A 22237-nucleotide genomic window follows, 5' to 3' on the forward strand; every position below is an offset into this window, starting at 1 on the left:
TTAATAAAAATATTTTATTAATGAAAAGCTTGGTAGCACGGTTATTCATATGCTAATTTATTTCACTTTATAGTAAGGGGAGTTCTTAGTATATTGTTCAAACTTAAATTTCATATAATTTAATTATGTAAATTAGCTATTCTAAGAACTTCTACGGATAACTGCCCGTCTAAAATTTAAATAAGAGCTTAGAATCTTCATATAAGTAAGGTTAATTTTTTTGTACAAAAAAGTCGGAATATTCTGAGTTACTGAAATGATATAAAATCATAAACTAAATCCCTTGATTTTATTGACTTTCAAAAGTTTATATATATAAGTTAATGATTATGGTAAAATATATACATAATCATTAACTCAGAATATTTTTAAGAAGGGAAACAATAGTGAGCTATAATGTACAACCGTTAAGGACAAATGAAGAGATACAAGATTTTCAGTTTTGGCTAAGAAGAACAAGTAATCCGGAAAGAGATAGTTTTTTATTTTTGTTTGGAATCAATAATGGGTTACGTATGTCAGATATTATAGGATTAAAAGTTGGAGATATACGAGGCAAAAGTAAGCCTATTATTGTTGAACATAAAACAGGTAAGCGAAAACCGATTTTTATAGATAATTTGAGAGAAGAAATTTTATTATATACTGAAGGTAAAGAAGAAAATGATTGGTTATTTCCGAGTCGGCAACAAGGTCGACATATAACAAGGGATCGTGTCTATCAGATATATGCAGATATAGCAGAAAAATTAGGACGAGATGATATAGGAACACATACATTAAGAAAAACTTTTGGGTATCACTACTACAAGAAAACTAGAGACATTGCTACCTTAATGTTTATTTTTAATCATAGCTCGCAAGCAATTACAAAAAGGTACATTGGTATAACTGAAGATGAAATAGGAGCATCACTTCGTGGATTTAAACTAGGTGTATAATTTAAAAATTTTTATAAACAGTAAAGACAAAGATTAAAAGCTATTTTTATCTAGAACGATTTTATTTCATAAAGTTCGCGGAATAAAAGCTGGGGTTACTGGTACTTGGTATAGGTTCGTGTTATATAAACTAAGTAATTAAATAACATTTTTAGGTTGGAAAAGGATGAAATTAAAAAAAGAGAATCAATACGGTCTCAAAGACGCGAACGCTGTAAAATAATCAAAACATTTTTCAATCAATGTTTTGCATACTTCATTTTAGGTGGCATCTGCTAATATTTAAAGCGTATGGGGCATGTTGACGTACGTTTGAGCACAAGGCTTCGGAAATCTTTTCAAATGTAACTCTAGAGCTAAAGTTACCCCTGTTGTCGTAATATGTGTGGAAGGTCCTTATACCATTGTTCAATGGAGTCCATAAGTTAGTTTAAGTAATCTTTATGTACGGCAGTTAGCTATTCTTTAAGTTACTCAAAAGAGAGAGAAATCTTCTTTCTTGGATTTTTTAAAAAGTTTTTCTTAGTTGCATTGATTCAATTGAGTGTCTTTTCCGACTTGTTCCGTTCAATATACTCAAGTTCTTGTGTCCAATCGAAAATAGAATTTATGAAAAGCCTTGATTTCACGTTGAGATCGAGGCTTTTATTCGACTAAAAATTTAGTACCGTATAGAAAAGTAAACCTAGAATCCCTAGACCAATGATGATCCATATAATTTTTCCAATAGGATGATTGGGATTTATTGTTAGTCCGGGCCATATGCTTTAGGAATAAAAAGTGGTTGTGGCCCATCATTATCGGTTCTATAAAAAGATTTATAGAGAATATAACTAGAAGCAATAAGCGGAATGCAAATGAGAATAACAATAGTAGCTAGAATATTTTCATTGAAATGATCTTTCAAGAAAATATACGATAAACAAAGTAGTACGATCAATACTAAGGACGTGGCAATAATATAACTAGATATACGTTCCTTCTTTTTTTCTTAATCAGCTTATAGTCCTCTTCTACTTTTTTCATGTACTTAGAATCTCCTTTTAACATATAGTCAAGGGATAGAGAATAGTTTTCACTAATTGATATAAGCGTGGGAATATCTGGAAAGTTTTTTCCATTCTCCCAATTTGAAACGGTTTGTCGTGTGACAAATAATTTCTCAGCCATATCTTGCTGTGTGATTCCTAATTCTGCTCTTCGATCTTTTAAAATTTGTGCAAACATTCTACGTATCTCCTTTCAAAAGTAAAATAATATAAAATGAGTATTTGCTCAAGAAAGCTTGGTTTGACAACGCGCAAGAAATTCTTGCTTGTCATTTTATATTAAAATTCTCGCACTGAGCTTGTAAATAATTATAACGCAGGTAGAAGTTTGATAGTAATCTACTTTCTATCGGTAAAAATTATTTGCCAATTTTAATGTGAAAGAAGGAAAAACAAATGAGAAAATCTGGAGCGAGATTATTTGGAGAGCCATTGCGAATGAAGAGCGAAAAAGCTAAAAAAAAGGATTTTTTTCTTTAAAGGTCAAAGAAAATTATATGCCAGATATTGATTTGAGTTTTATTAATTCACAAAAAGCATTAGTGATGGTAGAAAAAATAACGTTTCTGAATTTGTAGAATTGGTTATGGAAAGTAAAAATCTATCATTTCCTGAGATGGGGTCCGTTTACAGTAATTTGATTAAAGGGCTAGAAGAATATGACCAACAGCACCTCAAATATTTCATTGAATTACTTTCTTTTGATGTAAGCCTGGATGATGAAGTCACACCGTTTAGAATTACACTTAGTAGTGGCCAACAACAAAAGATCAAAATAATACGCGCTTTGTTGAGTAAGCCAGATGTCCTAATTTTAGAATTAGATAAGTAATGTTTGAAAATACGATTTTAGAAATTAGTTCTAAAAAACACTCTATCAAAAATATATTTTGACAGAGTTTCAATAGTCATATTAGAGATACGAATATGGCTGAGGTTGCGTATGTTTTAGGATCCCCAGAAAAAGAGACAATGTTATTAGAAAATAATATAATTAATTTTAATGTTAAATCATTACGATACAAAACACAATATTTTAAAGTAATACGGGAGCGTCAATAATTTTGTGTAAATAAATTGTCCTCCTGCAAAATAATTAGTTACTCAGTAAACATTGAAACTAATGTATCGGTTACCTGTTGAAAACCTTTATGGCTTCTGTTTAGAAATTTTTGATTGTATGTATCAAAAATGCTGACTAGAAAGCGTTCTAGTGATTCTTCATTTTGAAACTGCTCTTTTCTACGGCTGTATCTTTTAATTTGCTTATTGAAAGACTCGATTAGATTGGTTGAGTAAATGGTTCTACGAATGCTAGGTGGAAAATCATAAAAAGTTAATAAGTCTTGGTTTTCTATGAGTGACTGCGTCACTTTAGGATAGTTTTTCTTCCATTTCTCAATCATGCCGGATAAGAAGGTATTCGCTTCTTCTTTTGAGTTAGCTTGATAAACAGCCTTAAAGTCATCACAGATTTCTTTTCGGTCTTTGACACGTACTTTATGAGCGATATTACGAGATACATGGATACAACAATGCTGATATTTTGCTTTAGGATAAATTTGATGGATAGTATCTTTCATGCCTTTTAAGCCGTCCGTAATAAAAAGCAAGACTTCTTGAACTCCTCTGGAGTTAATATCCTGTAGCAGCTCATTCCAAACGTATGTTGATTCAGTTGGAGCAATCGCATAACTCAGTACTTCTTTAGTGCAGTCTTCTCGTATACCAATGGCAATATAAATCGCTTCTTTGGATACGGTTTGACGTTTTAGTGGAATGTAAGTAGCGTCCATAAAAATAGCGACATACTTATCATTTAAGGCTCTGGATTTAAAGGCATTTACTTCTTCAGTCAGAACTTTAGTCATGTTGGACATGGTTTGTGGAGTATAGTGATGACCGTACATTTTTTCGATCAAATCAGCAATTTCAGACATCGTAACACCTTTTTCGAATAAATGGATAATAGTGGTTTCCAATGTATCGTTTGTTCTTTTGTAGGCTGGTAAAGTTTGTTGTTTAAACTCACCATTACGATCTCTAGGTATTTCCAATGTTAATTCACCATATTCGGTTTTGAATGATCGAAAGTAAGAACCGTTTCTTGAATTACCTGAATTAAAACCAGTGCGATCATATTTTTCGTAATCTAAAAAAGCCGTTAATTCAGTCCGTAGGAGTGTGTTTATCGCTTTTTCTAAGTGCGAACGGAATAATTCATTTAAATCGCCTTTAGTGACTAGAGTTTGCACAATTTCTGTAGTAAAATCATTCATAGGGAAGTCCTCTTTTCTGTGAATTGGTTGTCGTTAACTTTATTCTACAGAAGGGACTTCCTTTTTTGTATGGATTTTTTCATTTACACAAAATATTTTATACTCTCCCAAAAAATTTGAGAGTATTCGAACGGTTATTTCATTTTTTGATAAATAACGCTATTAAAATTATAAATTGCAAATTGATGATAAAAGAAGAATAATGTAATAAAGCTACTTTAGCTTCCTACATTATTCTTCTTTTATCATATTTATAGTGAATTTAGTGCATCGATTGTAGCTGCGTTATCTATATGAGTATATAAAGTCGTTGTATTTGTACTTGAGTGTCCCAGTTGTTGGGCAGTTAATACCAATGAATTTGTCTGTTGGTAGAGTCTAGTAGCTAATGTATGACGCAGTTTGTGAGGACTGACTTGAATTCTAAAGCCTTTTGAATATTTTGCTACCATTCGTTCGATTGCAATACCGGATATACGCTTGGCTTCTCCTTGATAAATTGCTAGAAATAAAGCTTTTTCGTTTTCTTTTACTTTATATCGTTCTTTCCGAATAGCTAGATAATTAGCTAAATATTCCATTGCAAATGCTGCTATATTTACTGCGTCTCTCTTATTTCCTTTTCTAGTTACTACCACATTATTCTTTTCTAAAGATAGGTCATCTAAATTAATATTTACAACCTCGGAGAGTCTTAATCCAGATCCTAAAATCAATGCATTGATCGCCAGGTCTCTTTCTACATCTCGTTGATAATAGATCAAAGCTCGTTTGCTCAAAGTTTTTTTATATTCATTGGCAATATAATCTAGATAATTTTGTGTATCTTCGTCTAGAAATAATTTTTTCTCGATTGCGTTTGCACGGGCAGCTAACGTAGTTTTATCTGTGATAGTTGCTACTTGATCCATAGGATTATTTTCTAAGTATGGTTTTCCTAAAGGATTATTGGAACTTTTCGAAAGATATTTAAATAGAACCTTTAATGCTGTGATATTTCTATTGATAGTAGAAGTAGATAGACCTAAGTTATTATTATCTTTGAGCTTAGTTTTTGTTGTCTCTTTTTTTACATTTTCCTTTGTGCGACGTTTCAAATGAGATTTGTACAAGTTTAGATCATAGGCAGTTAACTGTCTTATCGAGGTGATTGAAGTATCAGGAACGATAGACTCACTCAGAAGCCATTCATAAAAGAGCTTATAATTTTTTAGATATTCTAAAGTAGTTCGAGGTGATTGATCTTTATCCTCACGATCTTGAACAAAATCTTTTATATAATCGGGCATATGAAGTATGATTGTATCTATTTTTTGATATATTTCTGTATTTTTCATGTTATTCATCCTTTCGATAAGTAGGGGAGAGGAGTATCTCTATAATTGGACTATACCAATTATAGAGTGTTTTGTCAATTGGTATACTCTGAAATTTATTAATTTATTTCAAAAAAGCAGATAAATAGGTATAGATTTAATAATTTAAATTAAATGGTATACATGAATAGGAAAGGAAACAGAAGGAGGCAATCTTAATTTTTTAAATTGTCTAAATTATATAGAAAGAACAATCTTTCTATAGAGTTAGACATGAGAGGGACTACGATTGATTTAAAATCAATAAGCGTATATACTGTATATACAAACAAAAAAGGGGAGAAGACTATGGCAATCAAAGAAAGAAAATTCAGAGAAGTAGGGAATTCAGTAGTATTAACTATTTCAAAGGAGTTTCTTAAAGAAAATGGGTTAAATCCTGGAGATACGGTTTTTTTAGATGAAGAAAAACTTCGAGCAGCAATTACAAAAAAACAAACCTTATCTGATGAGATCGATGTAGCAATATCTCAAGCATTAACTGAATATGATACTACTTTTAGAGAGCTTGTCGATAAATGAGTGTTCATTACCTAGAAGCCAAAGATGTTATAAAAATGAATGTGATCCAAATAAAAAAATACTCTCCTAATGAACCCATTGGTGTAAAGGACGCGAATGCTTTAGAAATGTGTGTAGGACAACTTCGAGCCTCAGCTTTTGGTGAAGAGGTTTATCCTTCGATTTATGAAAAAGCAGCTATCCTACTTATACAATTGATAAAGAAACATCCTTTTCATAATGCAAATAAACGTACTGCTTTCTTAGCTACTTTTGTCTTTTTGAAAATCAATGGACAGCTTTTAGCTATTGATCAAAAAGATGCTGTAAATTTAGTGGTATATATTGCTACATATGATAAGGATTTTGACCAACTAAAATATGAAGTGATCAACACTATAAAGACACATACGAAACCCATTTAAGGAGTTGCTGTATGTGTCTTTATAGTGTTATTAGCTGCTATAGCGAAATAATTGAAGTAAATTACAAATAGCTATAATTCAAATCCAACTATACAGAAAACGTAAATTTTCTATACACTTGGATATGCTGGAATGTTTAAGAGAATAATTACATTTCTAGAAAATACAATAAAAATTACAGGATAATTAGCCATATCCTACCTCCTCTAGCAGTTGCTCAAAAGTTAGCACTAAGTAACTTCTTTTTTGTTGCTGGTAACAATTTATCAATACTAAAATAGCTTTTAAGTATCTAATAAATACTAATTTTAAAGCTCTTAATTATTATGAAACACGATATAACAATATTGCTATATCGTGCTATTGTAATATTATACATTTGAAGACAGCGTATTCTTGTTCTAATATCAGGAATTTTTTATAAATATCAGTCATATTAAGGCTCAAAATTTATTGGTATGTTCCTCTGTATAGAGTTTGACCGTCTACCATTATATAGCAATTATTATCATTATTGTCTTGCACCAATATACCGTTAAGGGTAGCACTAGGAGTAGTAACAATCACTGGAAACTCATGAGAAAGCTCGGTCATTTTTCCTGTTCTGCTAGAATCGTGTTCTATTGTCAAGCCATTTACTATAAACGTGAATACTTTACTTCCTATTGTTATAGTAGCTTTTTGAGAAACAGTTTCTGTAGCTGTAGCTGTGCTTCTTTCCGAATTTGTTAGGGTTTCACTGGATTCATTGCTATAAACAATTGTAGAGGATTCTACGGCTTCTTGAGTGTCCACGTTGGTGCTGCTAGCTTCATCTAGCTTCCTTTTGTATTGTTCGTTACTGATTGCTAAGCTTTCCCGTTGGTCATCAAGCTTATTCATTTCTGTAATGGTATAAAATAATCCTCCTGCTAGTGCTATATTAACAACTAAACTAACCGCAAATAATACCTTTTTCATTCTTCCTTCTCTTCTTTCTCTTTTTGTAATTCCTTACTTTTGGCTCAAAAAGTCACTTATTAAGTTTATACTAACCGAAGCTAAATATTTGTATATAACTATACATGTTATATACTTTAGCTCATATTGCTGGATAATGTTCATTCTAGTCGACTCCACTTATTATCCTGGTAAAATTCAATGTGCCGTATTTCGTCGTAGTGAATTTTGTCTTTTCCAACGTAGATTCCCAGCTCATCACTACCTAAGATCTTTCCAACAATATCGTATGGATAGTATCCTTCAGCGTTTCGTTCTTCTTTTTGGATACATACTGATCTATTTTTTATGACTGCAGCGTTCAATACTTTCACAATATCTTCAGTCGTCATTTGTTCTTTTGCCAAATTATGATTGGTACGTTGCTCATTGTCCGCATCGATCTCTTCAGTATGATCAGATAAATAAAACCCTGCCCACTTTAAACGACCACGATCATTGTAATCAATCATTTTTAATTCCCCCATTTCCGCCCGCATGACCACCAACAAGTGTGCTTCTAGTAATGCTTCTAGCGCCTTCTAACATTGAAGAAGCATGTACAATCGACGTAAAACCATATTTTTGCCGAATCTTGTCAATAATTTTATCTAAATTTTCTTCGTCAATTTGCTTTTGTGGATCACTAAATAAATCCAGCTGAAGCGAATCAGTATAAAATAGCTTGCTGTAAGTGATTCCGACGTGGCGGACTTCTTGTCCTTCATAATACTTATCAAACAAGAAAAGACAATAATTCTGCAATTCCTTTGTATTGTCTGTGATAGGGATTTTCATCTGGTGTGAGAACCCTGGTCTCGTTTCTAAGATCGATGTACCAATGTTTAAATGGACACATCCTGTTTTACAATTATGCTGTCTGATACGAATGGCTACTTGTTCCGCCATTTCTTTTACAACCAGCTCGATTTCATTTCTTCTAGTATAATCACGTGGCAACACTTGTGAATTACCATAGGACTTTTCTTTTGTCGGTTCTGGTGGGATTGCTATATCTGTTCGATCGATCCCATTAGCATGGAAGTACAGCTGTAAGCCAATCACACCTAGTCTATTCTTAATCGTATAAGGATTCCAGTTAGCAAGATCTCTAATGCTCATAATCCCCATCTGATTGAGTCTTTTCTTCATTCGAGAGCCAATACCCCAAAAATCCGTCATTTCAGGAATATTCCATACTTTATCAGGAACATTTTGATACGTCCATTCGGCAATAAATCCTTCATTGTGCTTCGCTTCGTTGTCTAAGGCAAGTTTGGCTAACAAGGGATTATCTCCGATACCTACTGCAGCAATCAATCCTAGATCTTCTTTAATACGTTCTTGGATCATTTGAGCTAACTTCTTTCTACGTTGGCTTCGTGTTCCTTCAGTCGTAAAAAGATTCAGTGATCGGGTCACTTTTAAGATTGATTCATCGATCGAGTAAATCAGTAGATCTTCATCAGCCACATATCTTCTGAAAATATTATTTACCTGCATATTTCGCTTGATATATAGTTTCATACGTGGTGGAACAACATGTAGTGTTTTAGGAAATGGTTGTGGTAAATCACGTTGTCTACTCACATTTGTAATACCATACCGCTTTTTTGCTTCAGGAGAAGAAGCTAATATCAATCCTGAACCAGTATTGTCAGCTCGACTCATAACAACAAGTTCTGTTGTTAATGGATCTAAATTTCTTTCTATACATTCGACACTCGCATAAAAAGACTTCATGTCGATTAGAAAATAATCATTTACTGGTTCTTTCGAATAATCAAGCATGAATAACACCCCTTCTTTCCACATTATACAAACGTATGTTCGATATTGTAAAGAAGAAATAGCTAAACACACAAAAAAAGAAGCGTAGGTAAACTCTTACCCTGCTTCTTCTTTTGATTTGTATGATTAACTCATTGTGTCACTTTATTAAATAATTTGAAAATCTAATAAAAACTCTCACTCTAAAGAGTGAGAGCCTGCAAATTAGAGTACGGAATTTTTTGAGAGTTCCGTTCCTTAATATTAACAAATGGTCTTAAAGCATACAAGGCGAATTAATTACCACATTTTTTCTTGAATCGTATCTAGCCTTTTAATCTATAGTCCATTTATTTTTTTTAAGACTCTATTATGTCTAAGACAACTAAGACTAACACTAAAAATAAACGAGATTTGTATAATTTCCCCCCGCTTAGCATATTAACAATTATAGCAACAGCTATAGCAAATTAACAATTATAGCAACAGCTATAGCAAATATAAAAATACGACGTGTGTTGAATACATCCTAATCCATTTATATCAACGTTTTGGGAAATGTTATATAGATAAAAATGTATGGAAATAGATTGATATTGATATTACTTGAACCAATTTGAACCAAAAATAGATGCCAGTTGAATACAATTACTTTTTTAATCACAAGTGTCTATCTTGACTTATAAATTATTTAAACTTTCTTCATCAAGGTACGTTATATGGTTTTCTATAAAATCAATCTCATTTTGATTCAAACTAAATTTTTTATATATACTCTGATCAATTTCAGGCAAGGGTTTCTCCCAATCGATATCAGAATCTTTTGTGAAATCTAATACAGGCACTTTTGACCATGTTTCTTGAGTCTTATTATTTTGCGTTACTTTTAATACACCTAGCATCGCACGGGCGAATTTTGACTTGATGTATTTTAACAACGCTTCACCTTCAAACTTCGTATCAAAAGCTCCTAAACTTATAAAGGTTTGGGTATGACCAGAATTAGGTTCACCTAAGACCGGGAAACTAATAATTCTTGCTGGACTATCTCCTATTGTACCCGAAGCACCATTTGCTGCTGGAACAAAAACCTTCCATTTATACATATTTGGATGTTCCTCAATATATTCTTTAGAGACATATTTATATGTTCGCTTATTATTTTCTCTACCGTAAATTGCCAGATTATGTTCTTCTGTTTTTTTATCTGAAAAAATTTCAGGTAATACATTAAATATTGAAGATGTTAAACGGCGTTCACGTCCATTTCCTCCAAGACGTGTTTCAAAATCTGGAAAATCACGATATAGCTTATCTAAATTAAATTTATTTTGTACGAACATCAGTGAACTAAAGTTACTTTCTTGGTTAATTTCTTTTACTTTACTCAATATTGAATTTAATTCTTGATACGGTGTAAAAGTTCCAATAGGTCCTAGGATTTTTGAGGCATCACGATAAGTGACTGCGATTCCACCAATAATCGATGTATTAGGAAAGATTTTTTCACTTTTCCGTTCATACATTTCAACAGATAAGTGTTTATCATTTAGCATTTTTTCATTCCAAATTTTTGGAGTCGATCCAACATTAAATAAAAATCTTGCTGGCGTAATCATAACAACCTTCTCTGCGATCTTGTACGCCTCATCTAAGAATAAGTGATAGATAGCGTCATCTCTATTCCTTTCAGTATTTTCTTCTTGATATGGAGGATTTCCTATAATTACATCAAATTTCATCTTAACATCTCCGAATTCCTTATAAATACATTCTGATAACTTTGCTTCCTTTGCCAAAGCCAGTGTATCAAGTTCAATAATATTTGTATTAGAAACATGCTCCATTTCTCCCAATATGTAGTTCTTGGCAATATTATAAATAATATTACTTGGAGCACATGCATAAACTTGATTTTCAAGAATCCATTTAATACGTTCCTGTTGATTTGGAATCTGATCTTTTAATCCATGATTTAATCTCTTGACTATTTCTGTAATGTACATACCGCTTTTAACATATAAGTCTGCAAATTTCCTTGTTTTATCCGAAAAAATTCCTGGAATTCTTTTTTCTAAGGAATCTACCATCGATTTTACAACACGTCTTGGTGTAAATATCTGATTTGTTTTCTGTGGTGGGATATAATCAAAAATGTCCTCTTGCAAGCTATCATCAAAATAATTTGCCAAACGGTTTTTTGTCTCCAAAAATTCCTGGATACTAGCATTAAATACAACTTCATTGAATAATCCTGGGATAACTTTAGTTTCCCCATTATTATCTGGATACTCAAATCCATCACGGAGCCTCTTGAATTCCTCTATTGTAATACTCGTCAAATCTTCGAATGTGGCTTCATCAATATTAACCTCAAAATTTTCTAATCTTGTATCTTCAACTCCGTATGCCATTAAGAATGCAGGAATTGTACGGGCAAATCCTCGTAAATGATCTCGAACATCATCTTCTGTTGTCTTCTTTTTCTTTTCTTCCACTTTTTCTATTTGTTCTTCCACAACAGTATTGATCGTTTTTTCAACTTCTTTGTTAATTTCTTCTGTAAAAGACTCCTCAATTTTTTGTTTCTGTTTTTCATAGTGGTGAGTTGCTGCTTTTAATATACTCTCATCTTTTATTGTTTCTACTTCTTGTATTTTGCTTTCATATTCTTTTTCTAATTCTTTTACTTGATTACTTAAAGTTAAACTCTTTTCATTGATAATATCTTCGATGGAATTATTTACTGAATCTTTTAATTTATCAGTTTGTCCTTTGTTTAAATTAAAAGAATCTTTCAGCCTAGTAAAGCCTTCTGAAAATGACTCTGTTATATTTTTAGCTAATCTTTTAATAGATTCTTTCTGCTTTTCTTCAGCTTCTTCTAATGAAGATACAACATCATCAACGACCTCAATTGTTGTATATATTTTTTCACCAAATAGTTCCTTCGATTTGCCTATCACTACTTCTTTTGGTATTTCTACTTCTCCATCGTCATTTAAATGTGGATTTGTGACAGGTATTTCTCTCGGTTTCTCTAATCTTTTATTTTTCTCAGGTGGTATTTTATCTAAAATCTCTTTAAATGGTGAATCTCCTGAAAAGATACCCGATATATTAGCAAATAGTAAGTTACTCATAAAGCCTCTTTTAACAACTTCTCGTGAAGTAATTCGTGTAGGTATCGTTAATACTTCAGATGCATCTATTTCGTGCATTGTACCTTCTTCGTCTTCAGCAATTACTGGAAAGAAATTTAATAACTTCTTTATTTTGCGCTTTCTTTCCTCGCTTGTTTTAGAACTACCACTAGACAAGTTGTTAGCAAATTCATCATAAAGTCTTAATGTTCGATCTGGTGAAAAGTCAAAGATATACGCATTTTCTTTTCTAAAAAGTTTACCATCTTCCTCATATTCATAAGGGTTTTGTGACCTAAATGCAGCCTGAAAATATAAACTAGGAGACTCAATATTATTTAACATTAATACAGCTGTCCATTCTGGAATCGTCACACCAGTCGTCAGTTGACCCACAGAAAGTGTTATTGTCTTATCATTTTGCTCAATTGCATTTCTAACTTTATCAAAGCTTTTTGTATTTTCTTTCAAATCAAGCGCTTCTGCTTCTACGCCATCATGTAAACTAACACCATCTCCTGCTGCAAGTACTACTTTATAATCTTTGAATGTTGGATGAGAGTTTAATAATTTTTCAAGTGCTTTTGCCGCATTCACACGTGGTAGAAGCCAAAATGTATGATTTAGTTCATTACGATATTGATTTTCAGAAAATGGAAACTTCCCTGAAGATAGATTGTCTAAAAAGCGAACAACACTTTCTTCATACTCAAATCGTCCATTTTCTTTCACTCTAAAAAATTCATTTAAATCAAATGCATAATCAACGTTTTTTTCTTCCTCTATTGTTAATCCTGCCGATACTTCATCTTCTATCATTTTACTCATTTGATACGTGAATAAATTTAAAGTAGGTAAACTTTCGTAAGGATTGCTACCAATTGTTGGATCCCAGTTTTCTTTAGCTTCTTGTTCATCTACATACGACCAATTAAATATTTGTTCTTCAGAAAAATCACCTTTAGCTAAGGCTTTAAACGGAGTGCCTGATAAATGCAGGGTAAAGTCTCTTTTTAATTGGCTAAATGCTATATCAGTTTTTCTAGTATCGATTCCTTCATGAGCTTCATCAATTACGAGCAAGTCCCAGTTTAGTCCAGCTACCCATTCTAGTTTCTTATACATACCCCCTGCAAATTCAGCACCCTTTAGGTCCTGCAATGAAATAAAGGCAATTTGCGTGGGATTAGCATGAGAAGTTGTATCAATAAATTCAAGATACTGATCTCTAGTCATCGCTTTTCCATTTAGTGCATCTGTTTCCGATACGAACTTCATTTGTGGCTCTTGCCAAGCTATGAATTTGTTAAAATCATCGAACCATGAATTCGCGATTGCCGGTCTATTGGTTACAATTAAAACATTTCTTGCATTTAAATTTCTTATAAAATCATAAGTTGTTAACGTTTTCCCAAAACGCGGCTTAGCATTCCATAGAAACTCTTTTGGCTCCTGATTACTTTGATAATACTCATAAGTTTTTTCAACTGCTTGTTGTTGTTCATTTCTTAATACATAATCCGAACGTTTGTCGTCAATTTGTATTTCATCATAATCACGGTTAATAAATTTATTCGTTAACTCTTCAGCCTTTTCCAGCGTTCCATTAAAATAGAACCACTCATCAGCACGACTATTAAAATCCTTTTTCTCTATTCCGTTTAAAATAAGAAACCGATGTAAATCCTTATCACGAAACCATTCTCCATCAGATTTTCGAGCTACTTTCTCAAATAATATTTTAGGGTTTAATCCAGCTGTGCCTACTTGTTCAAAAATTCTCGTTACAACTTCACGTGTCGTATCACCAATTTTCACATAACCATTATGATTTGGGACTTCGGGTAAGGTATAACCATACACTTTATATTTAATTTCTTCAAAAGGCTTAATTACTGTCTTATCCATCTGCTTCCTCCATCTCCTCTTTATAAACATCGATTATTTTGACAGGTATATATCGCATTTCTTTTTGCACTTCATGTATGTTTTCAATTTCATCTTCCCAAAAATCAAACAAATCTAGTTGTACTGGCTCCTGTATTAAATTATTAATTGCTCGACCATTTTCTTTTTTTACACTTCCATATACTTCATCCAATGTATACTCTGTTCTTTGTATTTTAATATTTTTCGATGTTTTCCTCATGTTAACAGGTTGCCATTCGCTGAATACTAAAGGATCTCCATCTCTCGACTTTCTCGTTAAAAAATTACCATTAACAATATTTAATGAAATAATTTTCTTTGCACTATCTAATACTTTTTTCTTTAATTCTCCATTATGATGTTCAACTTGTTCTTTGTAGTTATCATAGTATTGTTGAAACATGTTCATCACACATATTTGGGCATTATCTTCCAATAATTCAATTCCGTATAGTGTTGTCAGGGCGAGCAAAGAATAATTTTCATATTGAATTAAATCGTTATTGTATTTTTTAGATACCATGTTTAACTTTCTCTCGAGTATTACTACTAAAAAAGCGCCTTCTCCAGCAGCCGGTTCTAAAAACGTTGCTGTTAAATTTTCACAAGCCTCTTTTATCTCGGGTATATTTAGCATTTTTTTTACTATTCTTTTAGGGGTAAATACTTCTCCATGTTTTTGAACACGAAGCTTAGATTTAATAATTTCCTCATTCAAACATAGTACCCTCCTTTCTTTGTCACTTCTTTCGTTTTTTATATTTAATATGAGACGTTTTTTAATTTTATTTTTTTAGAGTAGGAGATAAATTCTTGTATCTTATAGTGTATCTATACCATTTTTATCTAGTTCTATTCTATCATAAAATACTTTACTAAATTCGTTTGAAGAAATTCTACGGAATAATTCTTGAAGAAAAAAAAGGGAATTGTTCTCCCTTTTAAATATAACCTCTTTCTTTCAGGCTAGTAAAACCGTTATCACTGTTTACTACTAAATGATCAAGTACTTCGATGCCTAGTAACTTTCCGGCTTCGACTAATCTCTTTGTAACGTTAATATCTTCCTTCGATGGTGTTATATCATCACTTGGATGCTGATGCGCTACAATGACACTTGCTGCGTTATTGAGGATTGCTGATTTAAACACCTCGCGTGGATGTACTAGTGAGGCATTCAAAGAACCAACATGACAACGGTGAACTGCAACAACATTATTTCTCGTATTTAAACACATAACAAAAAACACTTATCGATCATCACGACCAATAAAGCGAGACGTTATTTTTGCTCCATCTTCTGGACTGCGAATAATGTAATTTACTCCTTCTTCTGCCTCTCGAATTACTTGTTCAATGCGTACAATCTCTAAAATGGTTTTCATCTAGATCAACCTCTCTATTATTTTTTGACCTTTTTGGTCACCACAGAGAGAATCTTCGCATCGATTAATGTCAAGTGGCGTAAGTAGCAAAGCTATCAAGTGATTCGTATATGTTTTGGGGAAGCCTAATGAATTAGGGTGCGTTAAAAGCGAAATTTGCTTTTCTATGCACCCTTATCCTACTTGGCTGACTCAAAACATCCGAAGAACGATGACCCTTTATATAATCTTCTAATTCGTCTCTACTTTACAGACGAATTAGAAGATTATAATGAGGAGAACTGAAAAGGAAAAATCTGACGGATATACCTACTCCAGTTTGATCCCTATCATTTAAAAATCTTTCAATCTTTATAATTTTTTATATAAGCCTTTTCCTTCAAGTCAACTATGGCTTGTCCGTATTCAAAATCTGAATGCATGGATGGTTCGTTTACTGTAAACAAAATCTTTTCTAAGTGTTCCATATCAAACTTAACATCGGGAAACAACTTTCTAAAACACATTTCCAATTTGTCTTCTCTAATTTTATTTAATGCAGGTACTTTATAATCATACATGTCATCAATCTCTTGCTGTCTTCTATCAACATCCGTCATGCTAGCTATCATTTCCTGTTTCTTCTGCAAAAGCATTTTGTGTAGGGACTGCCCACGTTGACAAAATGGTTGCACAAATTAATACTGTCAGTTTATTCTTCATTTTTATTTAGTCCTCCATCTCTTTATTAAAAGTGTAACGATCGTCCTTTTAGGGACTTGATATTGACAATAAAACGATATTTGTTTTTCTTTAAATATTTACTTTGCATTAATGTACAACGTACGACTCTCACTAAAACACAGTTGTCTTTTAGCATTTGTAAAACTTGAACTTCAAAAGAACCTTCCAAACTAGGAACTTCACAATAATAAATTTTACCGATTTCTATTTCTTGCATTATTTACGCTTCTTTCTAACTGGAACATATTACATTCCTAAATCTCTTTTTACTCGATAAACGGTTTTTCTTGTAACTCCTGCGTTCTTTGCTATTTTAGAAATAGTTTCTTTTTTCTTCAGACCATCAACAATTTCATCGTAAATCAATTTGTTTTTTCCTGTTGCATTGGCATGGTATTGAATCTTTTTACCAGTATAACGACCATTTTTCTTTGCAATTTCAATGCCTTGTTTTTGACGCTCTTTGATTTTTTTCCGTTCGTTTTCAGCAACATAGCTAAACACTTCTATGACTAAATTTGTTAGCAAGTCTCTTAATGCAGGGTCAGTTACCCCATTAAACGACGGTAGGTCTAATATTTCAATAGAAGCACCTTTACTACGAAACAATTGAAGTAAGTCTTTTGTATCTTTACTATTTCTTGCTAATCGATCAAGACTAGGAATAATAATCGTATCTCGTTCACGTATGAAAGAAATAAGCTCTTGCAGCTCTGGTCTGTTTTCAATATTTTTTCCAGAGACTTTTTCCTCGAAAATTTTTAAATCGTCTTCAGCAATATTATTTTTGACTGTCCAGTTTTCAATTAGCTTATGTTGCCGAGCTAAACTTTGATCGTCGGAAGAAACTCTTAAATAAGCTAAATACATTTGCCATCATTCCTATCCAATCTATTTACTATTAGTATACAGGTCTTAGGGTACACTTTGCAATAAAGAAAAAACGCTGAAAAATCAACGCTTTAAGCAAATATGGATTTGTACCATTAGAGTATACTCTTAGGAACCATTAGAAACATCTTCAGATATACCTAGTTTTTGTTTAATCCTTACCTGAATTATTTCTCCAATAGAATTTAGAAACTCTCTTTTTTTATCGTTATTCCAACTATGTTCATTAATATCTTGATCATATATATTTAGTAAATCGGGAATAACTGTTAGAAAAACTTTTAATACTATTAGTGGTAATTTTATATCTTCTGGAAGTAACATGTCGTCTCCCATATAACATTCTTCAATTATATCAATATAACTATTAATTCCAAGTTTTAATCCGTAAGTTTGATTTGAATGTTGTAACAATAGTTCAATTCGAGAAAGCCTTTCATTTTCTAATAAAAACGTCAAAGTACTTAGTAAATTTAGAACTCTGTCTCCAGACCCTGATATTTCAGCTAATTTATCATCAGTTTCACCTTTAAAACCTGTTACAAGTTCAAGCATCATATTTTGTGCTTCACCAATTTGTATCCCTGGAAAATCAATAACTTTATTAACTACCCAAAAAAACAAATCGGAATCAATGTTAATTCTATTTTCAATAATTTCAAGTTGCTTCTCGTAATTATTTATTTTTCTTAAAATGGTTTTAGTATTATCAGAATAAGATTTATTTATTATATATTTAGTTATATTTCCGTCAGTAAATACTATAATAAATCCTGTGATAGATTGAACTCGTGTTGTTCGTATAGGATTTCGAGCTTCTCTAGGTCTAATTTTTTCCATTTCATAATCAAGAACATTAAATGTAATATTAGTATCCTCAATATTATAATTTTCATTAAATCTTTTTCTAATTAAAAAATTTAAATCTGAATTATCAAAACCGTCTTTTTCAACAGTATGCCATTCGTTATAATTTATTGCATTATTAATGATTTCATCCAAACTTTTATTGGTAGTATCTGTCCATATTGAATAAGTCAAAAAATTTTCTCTCCTTAACACTTTATAGTCATTTTTTTTTGTTTAACAGAAAGTAATAATATAGATCGAAAGAAATTTTTCCTTTTTATATCTATTTTTAAATTATCTTTGTAACTACTATCATAACTATCTAAAGTAACTTGAAATTCTACTGAACGTTCAATATTTAAATCAGGTTTTACTTTTTTTTCAGTACCTAATCCGATTAATTTCAATAAATCTAATTCATAATAAGATCCGTTAGAAGTACTTATAAAATTAGGACTGTTAGCGATCTGTAAAGTCATGCCATTAGGCTCATATATTCTGAAATCGTTCTTTAAATTATATCCGCACCCTCTAATATTTATTTGTAGACTAACAGTTTTATACTCTTGATCATTTTTCAAGATTAAAGTATTGCTTTCTTGTTTTGCGTTATAAAACGAAAATTCTACAATAGTTCTGAATTTATTAATATACTCTGCAATAAAATCAAAGATTAATCCAAATAAATATGAATATATAGACGTGTCAATCACCCAAATAACCTGATGATAACTATTATCATTAAGAAATAATTTACCGAATGAAAAAATAAAAGTAGCGAATATAGCACTTATGATGACAACTAACGGAGATTTTATATTATTTATAATTTTAGTTTTGAAAGTCATTAAAAATTTTCCTCAAGTATTTTTAAGAGATGATCATCAAAAAAATTTGCAGGATCACTGCCTGATAAAACTCCATTACAAATAACTTTAATAGAATAGAAATTATCAGAACTTTTATATGCCATATCAATCATTTCAACATCAATAGAGTTTCTTTCTGAAGCCCATGCTAATTTAGCAATTAAATTACCTAATTCTGATCTATCACTGGTAATAGATTTACATATCTCATTAATTTCTTCTTGATAATCTTTATCTACAGTACTATTAAATTTGATTTCCCTTACAACGAAATCTTCTTTTGTTAAAACTTTAGATAATATTTTTATCATTATTTCAGAGTTAATAATTACTTGACGAAATCCTTTTTGCTTTTCTTGAAGAACTAATTCAGAATAAACTTGATTTGGGCTATATTCAACAATCTTAAAATAATATATTCCATTGTCTATTTTTCTAAATATCTTAGATTGTTTCATCAATTATTCCCCCCTTTTAATTTATTTTATATTATTTAAATTAAATCTACCACAGAAACCTATATATAATAAAAATAAAGTTCAAAGACTAACCTCTATTTCTTCACTTTTTTCTTCATCTAAGTTATAATGTATATAAATAAGGAGCTATGCTCTAACATAACTCCTTATCCGTAGCCCGTTTAAGACGGTAGCTTGGATTTTATATAAGTTTTATAAACTCGTCATCTCTAGCCAAAGATTATGACGGGTTTATTTTTTGTTGTTTTTGCTAATTGTCAGCATAATGCCGACTAAAGCAAGGACGAATGATCCAAATTGAATCATTAAACCAATTGCTTCAGCAACAGACAAAAAATGCTACTCCCTTCTACGAAGTAGGAAAATGCACATAGGCATCACCCCCTGAGTAGCCACCGTCATAAACTTACTACAGTACCATCATATCATAGAATGAAGGACTTTATCTCGACAAAAAGGCTGATTAAATTTTTTAAATATGTTGATTATTTTATGAAGAAATATTTTCACTTTTCGGAATAGATAGTGTTTTTAGTTATTTATATTTCATGTTCCTTCCTCTTCTCTTTTGCATTTTTTTGTTGAGTTTCTTCTACTTCTTTTTCATACTTCTCGATCTTGTCCGTTAGCTTTTCTTCTCTATTAATCAAACGATAACCACTAAGATCAAATAATCCATTTCTATCTAGTTCTTGCAATATTTCTTGAACATCGATCAATCTATTTAATTTATTTTCATAATGCTTATAGCCCTCTATAAGTCGTTTCCTCTGTTTCTCTTGATTTTTCGCCACAGATATTATCTTTTCTTTCGTTAAATCAGGACGTAGATTATCTGAAGCTAGTAATTTCTTTTCAGCAAACTTAAATTGGCGTACTTCTTCTTTGTACTTTTGTTCTAATTTAATTTTTTGAAGCATCGTAGCACGCTCAATTTCATTCATGATCGGTAAATATTTTTCGTAAGTTACTAAAAGTTTTGCGACATTATTATAATTTTTTATTTTTCCATCAATCTCAGCTATTTTCTCTTTTGCTTGGTTTTTTTGCTCAACTATTTCATTCAATCTCTGTTCTAATTGTGAAGCTGAAACTATTTTTTCTTCACGAATCGTATTTAAAGCTTCGACTAATTGATTAGTATATCGTTTTCTTGATTGATAATGTAGCTGATCAAATTTAGGTTTTAGAAACACATCAAGTAATTCAGGAGTTTCTTTTAAACTACTGATTAAAGAACGTCCAGTAAATTTTTGATAAGGTAATTTGGTTCTGTTGCAATGTTTTAAATCTACTATCAAATAAGGTAGAATAATAGAAAAAGATAGCAGGAGGAATGACGATGAATCATTTTAAAGGAAAGCAATTTCAGCAGGATGTGATTATTGTAGCCGTGGGCTACTATCTTCGTTATAACCTTAGCTATCGTGAAGTTCAAGAAATCTTATATGATCGTGGCATTAACGTTTCTCATACGACGATTTATCGTTGGGTGCAAGAATATGGCAAACTACTCTATCAAATTTGGAAAAAGAAAAATAAAAAACCCTTTTATTCATGGAAAATGGATGAAACGTACATCAAAATTAAAGGAAAATGGCATTATTTGTATCGAGCCATCGATGCAGATGGTTTAACCTTGGATATTTGGTTACGTAAAAAACGGGACACACAAGCAGCCTATGCTTTTCTTAAGCGGTTAGTGAAGCAGTTTGATGAACCGAAGGTTGTAGTCACAGATAAAGCCCCCTCTATTACAAGTGCCTTTAAGAAACTAAAAGAATACGGCTTTTATCAAGGGACAGAACATCGTACCATTAAATACCTGAATAATTTGATTGAACAAGACCATCGTCCAGTAAAGAGACGCAATAAATTCTATCGAAGTTTACGCACTGCCTCTACCACGATTAAAGGCATGGAAGCCATTCGAGGATTATATAAGAAAACCCGAAAAGAAGGCACTCTCTTCGGGTTTTCGGTCTGTACTGAAATCAAGGTATTATTGGGAATCCCAGCTTAAATCATAGATACCGTAAGGGATTTTATTCTTTATTTAAAACTTTGCAACAGAACCAGTAAATCTAACTTACGTTGATGAAGAGCGATAGTGGCGTCTAACTGTTTGAAGAATGAGCCTATTTTTTCTTGGCCAAATTTATCTTCCGTCATCTAACTATTCTTCTTATATTTTTTAGTTGTTACGACTTCCCAAACCGCCACCACTTTTTTGGTTTGGTTTTCGCTTCTGCTGGTTGAGTTTCTGGTTCCGATTCACTTGGTGACGCCACATCTTCTTCTACCTCACGACTCGGCATCGCTAAGGCTTTCAAATCTTTAATTTCTGCTTTGTACTCCTCCAGCAGCTTTTTGTCTTGCAAGGCTAATCGCTGTTGCTGGTCTAGTAAGTATTGCATTTGAGCTATTTGTGAATCTTTATTTTCTAACTGCTTACCCTTAACTGCCAATTGTTTATCTCTATTTTTCTTAACTTCATCAAGTTCACTAATTAAATAGTTGTGAATATCTCATTTAGTCTCTTTGTCTGTTTGTTTGTCTACCTTAGACCTTATAAATCGCTGTTCTTCGATAGACAAAGCAACAATTCCTCTATCATTTTTTTGTCTACTTTTATTTGTCAGTGATTTAT

22 protein-coding genes and 2 pseudogenes are annotated in these 22237 nt (G+C 31.8%); 5 read left to right on the forward strand and 19 right to left on the reverse strand.

The features are described from left to right. Positions 1-386: 386 nt before the first annotated feature. Positions 387-941, forward strand: a complete 555-nt coding sequence (locus ED2_RS11055; protein ID WP_002290383.1) for a tyrosine-type recombinase/integrase — start codon at positions 387-389, stop codon at positions 939-941. A gap of 942 nt (positions 942-1883) precedes the next feature. Here ED2_RS11055 and ED2_RS11060 read toward each other — a convergent pair. After that, on the reverse strand, positions 1884-2168 hold the full coding sequence (locus ED2_RS11060) for a helix-turn-helix domain-containing protein (protein WP_016177647.1): 285 nt from the start codon (positions 2166-2168) through the stop codon (positions 1884-1886). A 408-nt stretch (positions 2169-2576) separates the two neighbouring features. On the opposite strand from ED2_RS11060, the gene ED2_RS11065 reads away from it, so the two are divergent. Then, a complete protein-coding gene (locus ED2_RS11065; RefSeq protein ID WP_016177646.1) occupies positions 2577-2822 on the forward strand; it encodes an ATP-binding cassette domain-containing protein in 246 nt (81 codons plus the stop codon). Positions 2823-3090: 268 nt separating this feature from the next. Here the strand turns inward: ED2_RS11065 and ED2_RS11070 are convergent, their stop codons facing one another. Continuing rightward, a complete protein-coding gene (locus ED2_RS11070; protein ID WP_016177644.1) occupies positions 3091-4269 on the reverse strand; it encodes an IS256-like element ISEf1 family transposase in 1179 nt (392 codons plus the stop codon). A 251-nt stretch (positions 4270-4520) separates the two neighbouring features. Further along, positions 4521-5606 (reverse strand): tyrosine recombinase XerS, encoded by a 1086-nt coding sequence (gene xerS / locus ED2_RS11075; protein ID WP_016177643.1) that lies wholly within the window; start codon positions 5604-5606, stop codon positions 4521-4523. Positions 5607-5933: 327 nt separating this feature from the next. On the opposite strand from xerS, the gene ED2_RS11080 reads away from it, so the two are divergent. After that, positions 5934-6167, forward strand: coding sequence for an AbrB/MazE/SpoVT family DNA-binding domain-containing protein (locus tag ED2_RS11080; RefSeq protein WP_002295764.1), 234 nt, complete (start codon positions 5934-5936; stop codon positions 6165-6167). Further along, positions 6164-6571: a type II toxin-antitoxin system death-on-curing family toxin gene (locus ED2_RS11085; RefSeq protein ID WP_002307501.1), complete on the forward strand. Its 408-nt coding sequence runs from the start codon at positions 6164-6166 to the stop codon at positions 6569-6571. Before ED2_RS11080 ends, ED2_RS11085 begins: the two co-directional genes overlap by 4 nt. A 450-nt stretch (positions 6572-7021) precedes the next feature. Here the strand turns inward: ED2_RS11085 and ED2_RS11090 are convergent, their stop codons facing one another. From ED2_RS11090 to ED2_RS11155, 14 genes and pseudogenes are all read right to left on the reverse strand, one after another. Then, complete coding sequence (locus ED2_RS11090; protein ID WP_016177642.1) at positions 7022-7531, reverse strand: hypothetical protein; 510 nt, start codon at positions 7529-7531, stop codon at positions 7022-7024. Between the two features lie 140 nt (positions 7532-7671). Next, the gene (locus ED2_RS11095) at positions 7672-8022 is read right to left on the reverse strand and encodes a hypothetical protein (RefSeq protein WP_002290348.1); all 351 of its coding nucleotides are present in this window, start codon (positions 8020-8022) and stop codon (positions 7672-7674) included. Continuing rightward, a complete protein-coding gene (locus ED2_RS11100) occupies positions 8015-9340 on the reverse strand; it encodes a Y-family DNA polymerase (RefSeq protein ID WP_016177641.1) in 1326 nt (441 codons plus the stop codon). The genes ED2_RS11095 and ED2_RS11100 overlap by 8 nt, the downstream gene beginning before the upstream one ends. A gap of 659 nt (positions 9341-9999) precedes the next feature. Next, positions 10000-14370 carry an Eco57I restriction-modification methylase domain-containing protein gene (locus tag ED2_RS11105; protein WP_016177640.1) on the reverse strand — a complete coding sequence of 1457 codons (4371 nt, stop codon included), beginning with the start codon at positions 14368-14370 and terminating at the stop codon, positions 10000-10002. Beyond that, positions 14363-15109: an N-6 DNA methylase gene (locus ED2_RS11110; protein ID WP_010721123.1), complete on the reverse strand. Its 747-nt coding sequence runs from the start codon at positions 15107-15109 to the stop codon at positions 14363-14365. The genes ED2_RS11105 and ED2_RS11110 overlap by 8 nt, the downstream gene beginning before the upstream one ends. A 223-nt stretch (positions 15110-15332) precedes the next feature. Beyond that, entirely contained in the window at positions 15333-15629 is a 297-nt protein-coding gene (locus ED2_RS11115; RefSeq protein ID WP_016177639.1) for a JAB domain-containing protein, read from the reverse strand. A 12-nt stretch (positions 15630-15641) separates the two neighbouring features. Further along, entirely contained in the window at positions 15642-15776 is a 135-nt protein-coding gene (locus tag ED2_RS11120) for a hypothetical protein (RefSeq protein WP_016177638.1), read from the reverse strand. Between the two features lie 344 nt (positions 15777-16120). Then, complete coding sequence (locus tag ED2_RS11125; protein ID WP_231373190.1) at positions 16121-16387, reverse strand: hypothetical protein; 267 nt, start codon at positions 16385-16387, stop codon at positions 16121-16123. Positions 16388-16745: 358 nt separating this feature from the next. After that, positions 16746-17369: a recombinase family protein gene (locus tag ED2_RS11135; protein ID WP_010721127.1), complete on the reverse strand. Its 624-nt coding sequence runs from the start codon at positions 17367-17369 to the stop codon at positions 16746-16748. Positions 17370-17498: 129 nt separating this feature from the next. Continuing rightward, on the reverse strand, positions 17499-18431 hold the full coding sequence (locus ED2_RS11140) for a hypothetical protein (protein ID WP_060789799.1): 933 nt from the start codon (positions 18429-18431) through the stop codon (positions 17499-17501). 14 nt (positions 18432-18445) lie between these two features. Beyond that, positions 18446-19087 (reverse strand): hypothetical protein, encoded by a 642-nt coding sequence (locus ED2_RS11145; RefSeq protein ID WP_016177635.1) that lies wholly within the window; start codon positions 19085-19087, stop codon positions 18446-18448. Further along, a complete protein-coding gene (locus tag ED2_RS11150) occupies positions 19087-19566 on the reverse strand; it encodes a hypothetical protein (protein ID WP_016177634.1) in 480 nt (159 codons plus the stop codon). The genes ED2_RS11145 and ED2_RS11150 overlap by 1 nt, the downstream gene beginning before the upstream one ends. 252 nt (positions 19567-19818) lie before the next feature. Next, positions 19819-19957: pseudogene (locus ED2_RS16105) on the reverse strand (putative holin-like toxin). 169 nt (positions 19958-20126) lie between these two features. Beyond that, a complete protein-coding gene (locus ED2_RS11155; RefSeq protein WP_016177633.1) occupies positions 20127-20888 on the reverse strand; it encodes a hypothetical protein in 762 nt (253 codons plus the stop codon). A 41-nt stretch (positions 20889-20929) separates the two neighbouring features. Between ED2_RS11155 and ED2_RS11160 the strand changes: the two genes are divergently transcribed. Continuing rightward, positions 20930-21610 carry an IS6-like element IS1216 family transposase gene (locus tag ED2_RS11160; RefSeq protein WP_016252675.1) on the forward strand — a complete coding sequence of 227 codons (681 nt, stop codon included), beginning with the start codon at positions 20930-20932 and terminating at the stop codon, positions 21608-21610. A 29-nt stretch (positions 21611-21639) separates the two neighbouring features. Here the strand turns inward: ED2_RS11160 and ED2_RS16215 are convergent, their stop codons facing one another. Further along, on the reverse strand, positions 21640-21759 hold the full coding sequence (locus ED2_RS16215) for a restriction endonuclease subunit S (RefSeq protein ID WP_164703925.1): 120 nt from the start codon (positions 21757-21759) through the stop codon (positions 21640-21642). A 29-nt stretch (positions 21760-21788) separates the two neighbouring features. Then, positions 21789-22237 (reverse strand): annotated as a pseudogene (locus ED2_RS16110) (DNA-binding protein); the annotation flags it as partial.

The organism is Enterococcus durans NBRC 100479 = LMG 10746 (genome assembly GCF_001544215.1).
GTDB classification, from domain to species: Bacteria; Bacillota; Bacilli; order Lactobacillales; family Enterococcaceae; genus Enterococcus_B; species Enterococcus_B durans.